10 protein-coding genes are annotated in these 14,766 nt (G+C 38.7%); all 10 read right to left on the bottom strand.

Translation table 11 applies throughout. The features are described 5' to 3' along the window. Positions 1–35: 35 nt before the first annotated feature. Entirely contained in the window at positions 36–2,285 is a 2,250-nt protein-coding gene (gene metE, locus HMPREF1116_RS08090; RefSeq protein ID WP_000108249.1) for a 5-methyltetrahydropteroyltriglutamate--homocysteine S-methyltransferase, read from the bottom strand. 350 nt (positions 2,286–2,635) lie between these two features. Beyond that, positions 2,636–2,929, bottom strand: coding sequence for a helix-turn-helix domain-containing protein (locus tag HMPREF1116_RS08085; RefSeq protein ID WP_000797747.1), 294 nt, complete (start codon positions 2,927–2,929; stop codon positions 2,636–2,638). Then, on the bottom strand, positions 2,919–3,284 hold the full coding sequence (locus HMPREF1116_RS08080) for a type II toxin-antitoxin system RelE/ParE family toxin (RefSeq protein WP_000556946.1): 366 nt from the start codon (positions 3,282–3,284) through the stop codon (positions 2,919–2,921). The genes HMPREF1116_RS08085 and HMPREF1116_RS08080 overlap by 11 nt, the downstream gene beginning before the upstream one ends. Positions 3,285–3,440: 156 nt before the next feature. Further along, positions 3,441–3,806 carry a TIGR02328 family protein gene (locus HMPREF1116_RS08075; protein WP_001241784.1) on the bottom strand — a complete coding sequence of 122 codons (366 nt, stop codon included), beginning with the start codon at positions 3,804–3,806 and terminating at the stop codon, positions 3,441–3,443. After that, positions 3,790–4,194 carry a YbgA family protein gene (locus HMPREF1116_RS08070; RefSeq protein WP_000429944.1) on the bottom strand — a complete coding sequence of 135 codons (405 nt, stop codon included), beginning with the start codon at positions 4,192–4,194 and terminating at the stop codon, positions 3,790–3,792. The genes HMPREF1116_RS08075 and HMPREF1116_RS08070 overlap by 17 nt, the downstream gene beginning before the upstream one ends. 100 nt (positions 4,195–4,294) lie before the next feature. Then, positions 4,295–7,339 carry a type I restriction endonuclease subunit R gene (locus HMPREF1116_RS08065; RefSeq protein WP_000228825.1) on the bottom strand — a complete coding sequence of 1,015 codons (3,045 nt, stop codon included), beginning with the start codon at positions 7,337–7,339 and terminating at the stop codon, positions 4,295–4,297. Positions 7,340–7,394: 55 nt separating this feature from the next. Beyond that, positions 7,395–9,113 carry a restriction endonuclease subunit S gene (locus tag HMPREF1116_RS08060; RefSeq protein ID WP_001022895.1) on the bottom strand — a complete coding sequence of 573 codons (1,719 nt, stop codon included), beginning with the start codon at positions 9,111–9,113 and terminating at the stop codon, positions 7,395–7,397. Next, positions 9,113–10,681: a type I restriction-modification system subunit M gene (locus tag HMPREF1116_RS08055; protein ID WP_000146972.1), complete on the bottom strand. Its 1,569-nt coding sequence runs from the start codon at positions 10,679–10,681 to the stop codon at positions 9,113–9,115. The genes HMPREF1116_RS08060 and HMPREF1116_RS08055 overlap by 1 nt, the downstream gene beginning before the upstream one ends. Positions 10,682–10,830: 149 nt before the next feature. After that, positions 10,831–11,994, bottom strand: coding sequence for an AbiH family protein (locus HMPREF1116_RS08050; protein ID WP_000785715.1), 1,164 nt, complete (start codon positions 11,992–11,994; stop codon positions 10,831–10,833). A 52-nt stretch (positions 11,995–12,046) separates the two neighbouring features. Then, positions 12,047–14,692, bottom strand: coding sequence for a DEAD/DEAH box helicase family protein (locus HMPREF1116_RS08045; RefSeq protein ID WP_000901077.1), 2,646 nt, complete (start codon positions 14,690–14,692; stop codon positions 12,047–12,049). Positions 14,693–14,766: the final 74 nt, after the last annotated feature.

Genomic DNA, 14,766 nt, shown 5'->3' with positions numbered 1-14,766 from the left:
TTACTGATCAACCGTGTAGGGAGAATTGTCTTTTCTTACAATTTCTCACGCGCAGCTTTTGCAGCTTCTACAAGGCGGATCAAGCTTTCTTTCGTTTCTGGGATACCACGTGTTTTCAAACCACAGTCAGGATTGATCCAAACTTTTCTGCTTGGTACTTTCGCAAGGATTGCTTCGATTGTGTGGTCGATTTCGCCTTCGTTAGGCACACGAGGTGAGTGGATATCGTAAACTCCAGGACCCACTTCTGTCTGGAAGTTTTTCGCTTTGAGTTCATCCAAGATTTCAAGGTTTGAACGGCTAGCTTCAAATGAGATAACGTCTGCATCCAAGTTGTCGATAGCTGGGATGATATCTGTAAATTCTGAGTAACACATGTGAGTGTGGATTTGTGTGTCTGGTGCTACTGTTGAGTGTACCAAACGGAAGGCTGGGATAGCCCAGTCAAGGTAGTCTTCGTACCAGTCGCTACGACGAAGTGGCAATTTCTCACGAAGAGCAGCCTCGTCGATTTGGATAATCTTCACGCCTGCAGCTTCAAGGTCAAGAACTTCATCCTTGATAGCAAGAGCAATTTGAAGAGTAGAATCCTTGATAGAGATGTCTTCACGTGGGAATGACCAGTTAAGGATAGTAACAGGTCCAGTCAACATACCTTTAACAGGTTTGTCAGTACGGCTTTGTGCGTAGCTAGACCATTTCACAGTGATAGGGTTGAGACGAGTCACATCACCCCAGATGATTGGTGGTTTAACTCCACGCATACCGTATGATTGTACCCAACCGTTCTTAGAGAAGAGGTAACCTGACAAGTTTTGACCGAAGTACTCAACCATGTCGTTACGCTCGAATTCACCGTGTACAAGCACGTCAAATCCAACTTCTTCTTGCCATTTGATCCATTCGTCGATGGTTTCAGCAAGGAAGGCATCGTATTCTTCTTGTGACAATTCACCCTTACGGAAGGCCAAACGTTTAGCACGAACTTCCTTAGTTTGAGGGAATGAACCGATCGTTGTTGTTGGAAGAGCTGGAAGTTTGAATGCTTCTTCTTGGATAGCTTCACGTTCTGCGAAGGCTGGCAAACGAGTGTAGTCTGCGTCAGTCAATCCAGCGATACGCGCACGAAGTTCCGCATTTTCACCAACACGTTCAGTCGCAAAGAGTTCTTTATTAGCTGCAAGAGCTTCTGCACCTTGACCGTTGCGGATAGCATCCAAGTCACGGATTTCATCCAATTTTTCAACTGCAAATGCGAAGTGGTTCAAGATAGCTGGTTCGAATTCTTCATTAGCAGTTGTAAATGGCACATGAAGAAGTGAACATGAGCTTGTCAAAACGATGTTTTCAGCTGGGATTTGCTCAAGAATAGCCAAGCTCTTTTCGTAGTTGTTGCGCCAGATGTTCTTACCATTGACAATACCTGCATAAAGAGTCTTGTCAGCTGGGAAGCCACCTTTAACAAGTTCAAGAGTTTTCTTACCTTCAACGAAGTCAAGACCGATTGCATCTACTGGCAATTTCACAAGGTCAGCGTAAACGTCACGAACGTCTCCGAAGTAAGTTTGAAGCAAGACTTCAAGACCTTTTTTGTCAGCCAAAAGTTTGTTGTAGATGTTCAAGAAGAGGGCTTTTTCTTCTTCTGTCAAGTCTTTGACAAGAGCAGCTTCGTCGAGTTGGATACGAGTTGCACCAAGTTCAGCCAATTTCGCAAAAACATCTTGGTAAGCAGCTACTAAGCTATCTACGAAGTCTTCTGCTTTCACGCCTTCTTCAAAGTCTGATAATTGAAGGAACGTGAATGGACCGACAAGGACAGGACGAGTGTTAAGACCAAGCTCTTTAGCTTCTTGGAACTCATCAAAGATCTTGTGACCAGCCAATTTTACTTGAGTTTCTTTTTCAAATTTTGGTACGATGTAGTGGTAGTTAGTGTTGAACCATTTCTTCATTGGAAGGGCACGAACATCACCTTTTTCTCCTTGGTAACCACGTCCCAAAGCAAAGTAGCGTTCAAGGTCTGACAAGTCCAAGTTTTGAACAGATGCAGGAACTACGTTGAAAAGGAAGGCAGCATCAAGGAAGTTGTCATAGTGAGAAAAGTCATTTGATGGGATTTCAGTGATGCCTTTTTCTTTAACGATGTTCCAGTGTTTTGCACGCAATTCTTTAGCAGCAGCTAAAAGTTCTTCTTCTGAGATTTCTTTTCTAAAGTATTTTTCAGTTGTAAATTTTAATTCGCGGAATTCACCCAAACGTGGGAAACCGATAATTGTAGTTGACATGTTTTGTCCTCCAAAAATTGTTGTTGAAACTATCTTAACAGAAAAGAAATCATCTGTATAATTGTAAAAAATTAGGCTTTGATATAGTTTGAAACTATATCGCTTTTTAAAGCAAAAAAAAAGATTTGGAGAAGATTCCCCAAATCCTTGATAGACAATGGTTAATAGATTTTCAAGTAAAACAAGATTACCGTCACAGATTCATAACTAGGAGCCTGACTATGGCTTGTTATTAGAAAAGACTATATGTTGCTTTTCTTTTGTAATTTTGATATTTCCCTGATAAAGTGCGGACGGGAGGTAAAATTATCCAGTGGGTGATTTTAGCAAACCAAGTCATTCCATCCCTATCAACCTTTTTCCTGTTCAAGTGGGACAACTGCGAGTGTTTTGCCTAAACTGGCTAGAACTTTTAAGACGGTATCCAACTGAGGACTGGTCTTTCCTGTTTCCATCCTAGCTATGACTGGCTGGCTCACTCCACTAAGTTCTTCTAACTTTTTCTGGCTAATTCCTTGCTCATGCCTAGCTTCAATCAACTCACTCATGATAGCTACTCGCATATCACTTTCAAGGATTTCTTCCTTGGTAAAGAGTTGAGACCGAACATCCTTCCAATTACTCCCGATGGCACTATTTTTCATCACTTACTCCTCTTTCTTTTAAGTCCTTCAGTTCACGCTTGGCTTTTTCAATCTCTCTTCTAGGGGTCTTTTGAGTCTTTTTGACAAAATGATGTAAAAGAACAAAACTACCATCAAGCCAAGCTACAAATAAAATCCTATCCCTAAGAGGTCTTAATTCCCATATCTCATCTTCCAAATGTTTCATATAGGGTTCACCAGCTCTAGTCCCATGCTGACTAAGCAACTCAATATAGTCGTTTAGTTTATTCAGTTTAATGCGACTATCTTTACTTTTACGACTAGCCAATTCTCTCATATAATCCAAGACTGGCTCATTTCCATTTTTGTCCTTATAGAAGTAAATTGTGTGCACCAAGCAACCTCTTTTCAATTTAATTATAACTTAAAAGTTATTAAAAGTAAATCCAAATACTTGTAAAAAGAAGACCTTAGAATCATTCTAAAGGTCTCACTTTTATTATTCGAAAAATTTACGAAAAGAGTTCTTAATTAGAGTTAATCCTGACCCTTACTCCAGCTCAATGCCTTTCTCACGGAGATTAGCCAGACACTCCTCATGGTAGGCAGAGTCGTGTTCGCTATAGATAGGATTTCTCAGCTTCTCCTCTGTTAAATTTTCATAAGGAGGGCAGCTCTTGCCACGGTAGTTCTTGTCCAGCCACTCTGGACTGACATTGTAGCCACGGTCAGCCATCTCCTCCATGATCAAACGATGATAGGCATAGAGACGATAGGGCGAGTGGGTAAAGACATAGTCAATCGTCGCATGCTTTCTGCCCCAGCCATTGCCACGAAGGGCGCAGCACTCTCGATGTTGCCCCAAGAGCTGAGGACGGGGAAGGTGTGGAATCAAAGCCTCATGCCAAAGTCTCATGGGAGTCTCCTTTCAACAAAGTAGAATGTTGCAGATAAGCATTTGGGTAGCGTTCAAGCAAATCTCTAGTTCTAGCAATCAAGTCTTGCTTGGAAGCCTGACCAAAGCGATAGCGATCCAGCAAGAGCATATAGTCTTTGCGCTCATCAGGACTGGCTTCCTTTTTAAAATAGCCCCAAATATGCTGAAAAGCATTGCAAGCCTGACCCCTGTGTTCTGGAATCTGGCAGGCACAGTCAATCATCTCTTGAACATGACTCAACTCCACCACTTCTTGCTTGAGATACTGGCGAATATCCTTGTAAATATTGCTGGAATGGCTCAAAACAAGGTATTTATTTTCCGCCCAGAGTTGCTGACAAAGGACACGTTGGTTGTTATTTTCCATATTTCTCCTTACTTTCTATTAGTTCCCAGGAAATACGGAAACAAAGTTATTTCTATAAAATGAGTGAATCGATTTTTAGATGAGTCTAACGTCCACTTCGCTAAATTCCTGAATAAATCTCTACTAACGTTTGAATCTGATGTAAAACTTCTTGTTTCTTACGTTCACGAGCTCCTTGTCTACGAGAAGTCGGTGGAATAATCGAATCCAGATCAGCTCCACTATTCTCAGCATAACCACGTTGAATAGAACGATCAATGAATAATTGATAATCTTTTACAAGATTTTCAGACTCTGCTAATTCACGAATAGCGACTGCTTTACGTTCTTTACCATAAGCATAGAAAGCATTGATAATCTCATCATGGTCTTTCAATTTTTGCAAATCAGTGTCATTGATAAACCCGATAACCAACTCTTCTTTGGCACGAATATCGATACTAGAACGAATCACACGACTAACTTCCGCTTTCATTACTTCTTTAGACTCAGAATTCTTAGATTTTTCAACAATCAATGCCAGAATATAATCCAGATTAATCTCATCTGTTTTTAAGAGTTCGATTTCAAATTCAACATCTGAAAGATCAACATCCAAATCCTTGGTCTTTTCATAATTTTTAAGGTTCAAAAATTCATCTCGAATTTCTACATAAGAACTCCTTAAATCTTGGAGATAACCTTCAGAAATAGGCTTATCGATTTCTTGAAACTCATCATAATTTCGAAGGACGTTATCAAGCTTCAGAAACTCACCAAATAACTTAACAAATTCTTTTTTATCATGTTCTGTTTCAATTTCTTGCGGATTTGGGAATCTTTCCAGAATTTCCTGACAAACCGCAGTATAGCCTTTGACCTCGATACCCGTTACTTGGTCCACGAAACCATCCATGTATTCACTAAAGCTTTTTTCTAAGATAATATCAAGCTTATTGGTATCCCCAAAGGTTCTAATAGCTTCTTGCGTAGCTTTTTCTAAATCACGGAAACATACGATATTCCCAAAAGGTTTAACTTTGTTAAAAATTCGATTGGTTCTAGAAAAAGCCTGAATCAAGCCATGATAACGTAGGTTTTTATCGACAAAAAGGGTATTCATGGTTGGCGCATCAAAACCTGTCAAGAACATACCTACTACAATCAGCAAATCCACTTCCTTGGACTTAACTCGTTTAGAAAGGTCACGATAGTAATTTTGAAACTCTTTCCCATCAGTCGAAAAGTTAGTCTTGAACATTTGATTATAGTCGTAGATTGCCTTAGCCAGAAACTCTTTAGAAGAGAGAGGCATGGCTGTATCTTGAGGATCTAGCTCTTCATCTTGAATCTCTCCATAAGCTGACTGTTCTTCGTTAGGCGCAAAGCTAAAGATAGTCGCGACCTTCAAACGCTTAGCTTCTGGTAATGCTGCTTGTTGTCGCTGAAGTTCTTCATAGTATAATTTCGCAGCTTCAATACTTTGTACAGCCAGCATGGCATTAAATCCAGACAGTTGTTTTTGTTTGTGAGTGTAGTGTTGATTTCGGTGCGTCTTATCATTATAAACTCTCAACAGATACTCTGTGATGGTTGCAATCCGTTCAGGATGCAAAAGGAGTTCCTTCTCCATCTTTTTGAGTTTCTTCTCATCGAGCTCTCGACCGACTGCCTTTTCTGCTTCTCTATATTTATTGATTTCTGGCTTGATATAGTTATAGTCAACTTTGAACTTCAACACTTTTTTATCTCGAATAGCATCTGTGATAACGTAGTTATGAAGTTGCTCTCCAAAAACCTCTTGTGTTGTTTCTCCTGTTAAGCTGTTTTCTGGGAAAATCGGAGTTCCTGTAAATCCAAATAAAACATACTGTTTAAAAGCTTTTTTGATACGCTTTTGCGCCTTCCCAAACTGAGAGCGATGGCACTCGTCAAAAATCAAGACACATTTCTTACTGTAGATTTCATGATTTGGATTTGCTGTTATAAATTTATTTAACTTCTGAATAGTTGTGACAACGATTTTACCATCATTTTCTTCAATACTACGTTGGAGTTCTTTTGTATTGTTACTACCATTTACTGAATTTGGTTGGAATTTTTGATATTCCTTCATGGTTTGATAGTCTAAGTCTTTTCTATCCACCACAAATATCACTTTATCAATATAGTCCAACTCTGTTGCTAAACGAGCGGTCTTAAAGCTGGTCAAAGTTTTCCCAGAACCCGTCGTATGCCAGATATAGCCACAGGCATTGATCGTACCGAAATTCTTCATTTCATTTGTGGAATGAATCTTTCGTAAAATACTCTCTGTTGCTGCTATCTGATAAGGGCGCATGATGAGTAAGGTATTATCAGCATCAAAGACACAATACTTGGTCAACACTTCCAAGAGAACTCGTTTGCTCAAAAAGGTAACAGCAAAGTCTTCCAGGTCGTGAATGGTTTTATTTTTACGGTCTGCCCATTCACAGGTGAATTCATAATGATTTTTATTTTGAGCTGTCGTATTTGCAAAGTAGCGCGTATAAGTCCCATTAGAAATAACAAAGATCTGAATGTACTTGTATAAGGAATTTTCACTATTGAAGCTTTCCTTACTATATCTATGGATTTGTTCAAAAGCCTCTTTAAGACTAACACCACGTCTTTTCAATTCAATCTGAATTAACGGAAGACCATTCACTAAAATCGTAACATCATAACGGTTGGTATGACTCCCTACTTGTATCACTTGGTTGATGACTTGCATACTATTGTTGTGAATATTTTTCTTATCAATGATAAAAATATTCTTAATTCGTCCATCGTCAAAGACAAAGTCATAGATATAATTTTCTTGAATTTTTCGAGTTTTTTCAACTAATCCTTCATTGGGGCAGTCTAAATACTCTACTACAAAGCGATCCCACTCAGCATCCGAAAAAGTCACCTTATTAAGTTTTTCTATTTGCACCTTGGCATTTGCTAAAAGCTCTTCAGGTGTGTGAATATTTAAGCGTTCATAGTTGAGATAATCCACCAAATCAGAAATCAACTGATTTTCTAAATCTGCCTCTGACTGATACTCTCTATCTGTGCGATACTCTGGTTGATATTCAGCCAAGAGAATCCCTTCATTTGTTTCCGCAATTACTTCATGTATTTTTGAATAATCAACCATAGCATGCTTCCTTTTTTATTTTAATTGAGATTCCATCTCACATTGATTAAAGAATTTATCTAGCAAAGTTTAATAATTGTTCTCGCCAGTATTCATACTGTTTCTGTCTTAGTTCAATTTCCTTTGGAAGACCTTCAGAAAGAGAGTTGGTTAGGGTGTTAAAATTGTCAAGTATGGAGACGATTCTTACTTGTTCAGTAAGAGATGGTAAGTAGAACGTTACTTTATCAAAAGCATCCTTAGATAATCTCGGAATACTAGCCTTTCGAACTTGTGATTTGAGTCTATCTTGCTTACTTAACAAGACATAGTACATAAATTTATCAGAAATATTATCTGACGTCTCTAATGTGTAGACATCATCTGCTGCCCAAAAATCCCTATCGCTATATCCAATTTCACCAGCCGCCCCTGCACAAATTACAAAGCTAGTATTTTTCACTCTGTTTGATTCAGTATAATATCCTAAAGGCATCAAACTGTTTTGATAAACCGGAAAACTTTCTGAAGTAGTTAGTTGCTTTCTAACAAGACGTTTCCCACGTTGCAAATTGACAACTTGTCCCACCTTCACTCGAATTGGGCCAAATACCCACTGTAAAAGTTTAATAATAGCGGAGTTGTCCCACTCCTCTACTCTACTCTCAGTGTACTCGCCTTCGGCGACGAATGTCAAGAGTTTTTCTCGGAAATATTCGTACTGTTTTTGACGCAGTTCAATCTCCTTGGGCAGTCCGATATTTAAGTCGTTACAAACAATTTCAAAGTTATCTAAAACTTGAACAATGCGAGATTGAATTTCAAGGGATGGGACTGGGATTTTGAATTTTTCAGTATCATTACTAGAAATTTGCGGCATTTGCATATTATTAGCAATGTTTTGAAAATGTTCTTTATTATGAACTAAGTAATGATAAATATATCTTAGGTTGATATTTTCATTGTCTGAACTGTATGACCAAAATTCATTTTTAAAACTAAATGGCTCTGTACAGTATTCAAAATCAATAATTCCACGAGATTTTACAACAATTGCTTCTTCAGTATGAATATCTTTATCAGGGATATCTCCATAATTTACATCAGCGTATGTCTTACCTCCTGCAAAGATACGGATTGGCGCACCTTCTTTGTGAAGTAATTTCATCTGACTAGCTGTAATTTTAGTTCCTTTCCCTTTTTTAAGAAACTCATTTAACATCTTCCACTCAACCTGATAAACCTCATCCTCAAATGATAAGAGTTTATCTCGATAAAAAGAATATTGCTTTTTACGTGAGGTCAATTCTGAGGTCAATTCTGAGGTCAATTCTGTAACATAATCCGTAAATTTGTCAAGTGTTTGCACGATTTTTTCTTGAATTTCTTCACTTTGAGGAATTGGTATAAGAGTAGTTCTTGCTTTACTCCAATGTCTTTTATAACTTCCTTCTTTCTTATAAAAATTACAAAAACAATAGTATATATATTTTGCTTTTATGCCACTCTTAGGTTTCAAAATTTTTAAACCATCAGCTCCTTGAACAAAAGCGAAATCTATATATTTTACATGCTCTGAGTGATCCCCAAAAATAATATATTCATCCTTTTTCAGATATTTCCCATAATCTGAAAAACCTGCAATGAATTGTTCCCCTTGATCAACAATTGGTATTTTCCCTGATACTTGATACTCCTTTTTAGTTAATTTTACTGGACTTGTAACAGTATCAGTCACTTCCCCCAACTCTTTCCACTCAACGGGACAGTTTTGGATTTCTTCTAGGATATTCATCATTTACCTCCTAGCTCCTCTACAATCTTGTATATCTCTGCACGTAAGTGGTCAATCTTAGCAACAGTCTCAGCGATTTCTTGATTGAGCTCATCAATATCAATCTTCTCACGTGTATCTTCTTGTTCGACATAGGTTGAGACAGAAAGGTTGTAATCCTGCTCTGAACCAATCACTTCATTATCAACAAGAGCTGCTTTATAGTCAACACTTTGATAATTAGTGAATAACTCAACGATATGTTCGATATTATCATCCGTCAAGACATTATTATTGGTCTCTTTTTTGAATTCTTTACTCGCATCAATAAAAAACGTTTTATTTTCTAGTTTATTCTTAGCTAACACTAAAATAGTGGTTGCGATAGAAGTTCCAAAGAAGAGATTATCAGGCAGAGCAATCACTGCTTCAATAAAGTTGTTATCTATTAGATACTGACGAATGGTCTTTTCAGCACCACCACGATAGAAAATACCTGGGAAACAAACAATAGCTGCTCGACCTTTGTTAGACAAGTGGTTGAGACTATGCATAATAAAAGCAAAGTCAGCTTTTGACTTAGGAGCTAGTTTACCAGCTGGCGCAAAACGGTCATCGTTTATGAGAGTTGGGTCTCCATCTCCCACCCATTTGACTGAGTATGGAGGGTTAGAAACAATAGCATCAAAAGGTTTTTCATCCAAATGCTGAGGATTTAAAAGGGTATCTCCTCGCTTGATATCAAAGTTATTGTAGTTGATATTGTGCAAGAACATATTCATACGAGCCAAGTTATAGTTGGTCATATTGATTTCTTGACCAAAGAAACCATCCTCCAAGATATGGTCTTCGTATTGTTTTTTCATCTGGAGCAAGAGCGAACCCGAGCCACATGTTGGGTCGTAAACCTTGTTAATCTTGTCCTTACCAACCATCACCAAACGAGCAAGTAATTTCGAAACTGTCTGAGGAGTGAAGAATTCACCACCACTTTTACCAGCATTACTGGCATAGTTGGAAATTAAGAACTCATAAGCATCCCCAAAGGCATCAATATCATTTTCCTCAAAGTTCCCAAAGTTAATACCGTTTATACCATTGAGGATATCAGAAAGACGTTTATTTTTTTCTGGAACAGTTCCACCAAGGATGTTGCTTCGTGTGTCCAAGTTATCAAACAAACCTTTAATATCATCCTCAGACTTGAATCCAATCGCTGACTTCTCAATATCTTGGAAAATATTGGCTAAGTTCTCGTTTAAATTTTCATTTTGTGAAGCGTTCTTAACGACATTTTCAAATAGTTGACTAGGAAGAATAAAGAATCCCTTATCTTCAACTGTCCCTGGTTTAAAATCTCGCTCAGCTTCTTGGTCGCTCAAATCAGCATAACGGAATTCTAAATCCCCAGCCTCTTGCTCAGCGTGATCAAAATAGTCAGCCATATGCTCAGAAATAAAGCGATAGAATAGGATTCCCAATATGTATTGCTTGAAATCCCAACCGTCTACAGCACCACGAACATCGTCCGCAATCGCCCAAATTTTACGATGCAGCTCCTTGCGTTCTGCATTTTCTTTACTTGCCATTTTTACTTTCCTTAATTCATGTATTATCTTTTCTATTTTATCATATTTCAAGAAAAACCACTCGAACTAGAAAGGACGAGTGGGCTACAAACTTTTTTGAAAACAATTTTACAATTGTATTCTATAAACTCAATTACTTTATGACTATATTATGGGAGTAAGGATTTTTCCATACTTTCTTTATCATCACTTTTAACAAATACGATATTGCGTTTTGTTGTCAACTCTATCAGTTTTTCTTTACCTAGGATGATTGCGAGATTCTTAATAATCGAACGTTTAGCTGGTTCATCAAAATAAGTAAAAATAAACCGATAAGAGTACTCACCTTTCTCTGCTAATGCAAAACATTTTTGGAATATCTCTTTATCCAAAGGGTCTACAGAATGACCAAACACAACTATGTTTTTAGGAGTTCTATGGGTAACAGGAAACTTTTTTCCTGATACATGTATATAGTCTTTTGTTAAATTTGTGATACTAAAAAAATCTTCGAATTTACTTCCGGTTTCTTTAACAACTCGTTGATAGAATTTCTGGTAAGGAATTAAACCACTATTGATATTATTTTCTTTGTCCTCAATTCCAAAGACCATAGTATTGATTCGATTGAAAGTTCTCTCTAGATCAATTCGCCCATGTATGAAGTGAGTATTCTCCTCAGAGATCCCAAATAGATGACCAGATGTGTTGGTATAATTAAAATTTAGAACATAGGAATTTAATAAATTTGGAACCCTGTCTAGAGCTGTTGGGCTTACTTGAATATTTATTACACTAAAATCAAGATAGTCCAAATACGACAGATAGATTTCTAACAGTTCAATTAGTAAATCAAGTTGCCTAATAAATTCGTTATTTAATTTATCCAATGCAACTTCTCTTTCTAAAGAACTCCAACCTTTTTCATGAAAAAGTGAAAAAAACATATTTGCAATATATAATCTTGACCTATAATTTTTTTCTTGTAATAAACTCTCTTCCAATAACCAAATTCGTCCTGTAGTAGCAACTTTAAATAGTACTTCATTGTTCTCTTTAAAATACATTATTGCATCCGCAAGTTGAGAAATCATGATTTCAAGGTTAGACCAATTTTCTCCAAGTCTATCTCTATTTTCATTAATAAATTTCAAATACAAATTATCTCTGTATTTCTCAATCCTTACTTTTTTAGCTTTTAAAAACTCTAGCAATTCCTCATCAGGATTAGAAAATAATTGTTTTTCAAACTCAATAAAATCTGTATACTTTGTTTTTCTTCCCATTGCAATATCAAAACCATTACCTAGAATTAAAAATGTATCTGCCATGATTATTTCTTTCTTTTTTATTTACTGAGGAGATTAAACCTCCTCTCCCTCCCTACTTCAACGCACTTTTGACTTTTTTCTTGGTGATGAGGCGGTCATTTTTGTTGGCTAGGGATTTGAGTCGGGCTTCGAGTAAGACTTTTCTGCCTGCTTCGTTACGGGTGTAGACTAGCTGGTAATCACCTAAATGAGGGGCGACGGCATTTTGGAAGTGCTGTGCTTCTTCCTTGCGCTTTTCAAAAAGGCTAGGAACTACAAAATACTTGGACTGACCTGCTGGTGCTTTTTTAGCGACTAAGAGGTAGCGTTGATTGTCAACGGGTGCAAAGAATTCTCCTAAGGTCTGAGAAAAGAGTTCCTTGTCTCGCATACTGCCACCCTTAAGATAGGCAAAAACGCAATAGCTATCCTTATCTTCTTCCACCTGCACGCGCGACTGATCATCGGAAAGATGCCCCGTCTTTAGCATGGCATTACGAATACCTTCACCCACCTGACGTAGGCGTACATAAGGACTCTTGTAAAAGAAATAACGGACCAAAGCAATAGTCAGCAAAACAAGGCTAATAGTCGTTAACCAAGCAAGACGAATACCATTTGTTTTAAAAAGATAGAGGAGGAGATTAACTGCAATCAATAAGAAAGAATAGCGAAGCCACTTTTCAGCATCAACTAGTGTCAAGAGAGGGATTTGCTTACGATCCGTCGCTACCTCATTGACAATCTCCAGTTTATCCACAACTACTAACGCCTCCTGCCATTTTTTGCGAAGGGAGCTATGGTCCTTGGACAATTCCTTGATTTTCTGATTATAGGCTTTAATCTTACTTTTCTTAAAAGGAGCTTTAGGAAAGTCCAAGCGATCCAGCCCTGTCTCGATGGTATCCTCCTTATAAGATAAACCAAGGAAATGGTCCATACGACGGGCAAGGGTTTGGAGGTCTTGATAAGGATTGAGATCTTGTTCTTCTTGATCCTCCTTAGAAAAGGCTGGTTTTTTGTACGGTTTGATGGCTACTAGGTGCCAGATATTACTAGTCTTATCTGGATGTCCTGGCCAGATACGGATGGCACGGCCCCGCATCTGATTGCTGAGCATAAAGCTTCCGACAAAACTTCCGAGGATGAGAGAGTTGACGCAAGGTGCATCCCATCCTTCTCCCAAGAGAGACTTGGTTCCGACCAAGACCTGGATAGAACCACGTTGGAAGAGCTCGGTCACTGCTGCGACCATCCCCTTAAAGCTGGATGGAAAACCTACTTGGAGATAGGTCCCTTGGTCAAGTTTTCCGATGGCAGAGAAGGTCAAGCTAGTGTTTGGGATGAGTGCTTCGAGTTCAGCCTTGACACTGGCAGGTATGATAACGACACTACCAGAAAGAACTGCTATAGGGACAGAAAGACCTTGCTTTTGTGCACTTCTGCGAATTATTTCAAAGTAAGGTAGGACACCTAATTGAGTGATAGGTGCCTGATCATCCCCTAGATAGTTAGCAAAGTCCTTACGAATATAGTCTGCTAGGACTAGTTGTCTCAAGTCTTTTCCGAGGCTAGCATACTCGGTCGCAAAGATATCAGCAATTCCAGATAATTTCCCCAATGATTGGTTGAGGATTTGGTCATTGGCCTTGGATTTTACCAAGAAGACCTGACGTTTTTCAATCAGTCCTCTTGATTTCAGTTCTGCTTCTATCTTTTTCTTTGTCTCCTGCGGATTCTCATACCAGTCAGGAGTCTGATAGAGAAGACCTTGCAAGAGAACTTCGAGCCAATAATAATTGAGAGCAGGCAAGCCTTCAGCTCCCAGTAAATCTTGTAGATGCTTGGGGATTTCCAGCTTTTGAGCCTGTAGATAAATGAGGAGTGCTGAGAGATACTTGGGATCTTCGAGGAGCATATCCGCAGAAATTTCCCCTTTGAGAACCTTGGAAGACCTAATGAGCGTCTGAAAATCAGGATCAACGACTAGTTGGCTGACATACTGCCACTTGGTCTCTTCAAACTCTTCCAGACGCTTGTCCTCTTCCTTGGTTGGAAAACAGATATAGACAAAGTCCTGATGAGGGCAGAGAGTGTCTTCTTTGACTAGCTCTGGCACTGTGATTTCTTGGTCGATCTCGCCACACATCTGGAGATAGCGATCCCAGAGTTCTGGCTCACTGTCATAAGGAGGTGTTGCTGTGAGAGAGATGACTTGCAGTTGTTGGTAATTTTTACGGAAATCTTCTAGGCTTTTCCACCATTCATTTCTCAAGTGATGGCATTCGTCCAGACAGAGGGTTTCAACTTCCTTTTCCTTGAGTTTGGCAAGCAGGTCAAAACCGCCAAAATCCACCGTCTCACCATTCTCTTCTTGAGATTGCACCTGTTGCATAGCACTGTGAAAAGCTTGGTAGGTAGCGATAGTGATTTGCTTCATGTCCTTAAGATTTTGAGACACGAGACCTTTGATCTGGTCCTCATCCTCTAAAAAGGCCTGGCGAATTCTATCCACCCATTGTTCCCGAATGGTAACCGTTGGCACCAAAACCAGAGCTGGCTTATCAAATCGGGCAATCAACTCGATACCAATGGTTGTTTTCCCAGAACCTGGTGCTGCCACCAAGTGGACATGGCCATCTGCTTGATATTCCTGAAAGTTATCCAAGACCTGTCTTTGGTAGTTGCGCCAAGTGCCATTAAACTTCAATCCTAACATGATTTTCCTCATTCTAAGCTGCCATTTTCTTATTCCCATTTTACCATACTTGAGGCAAAGTCACATGAAGTACC

This window comes from Streptococcus sp. SK140, assembly GCF_000259525.1.
Classification (GTDB): domain Bacteria; phylum Bacillota; class Bacilli; order Lactobacillales; family Streptococcaceae; genus Streptococcus.
This window is presented reverse-complemented; position numbering and strand designations above follow the sequence as displayed.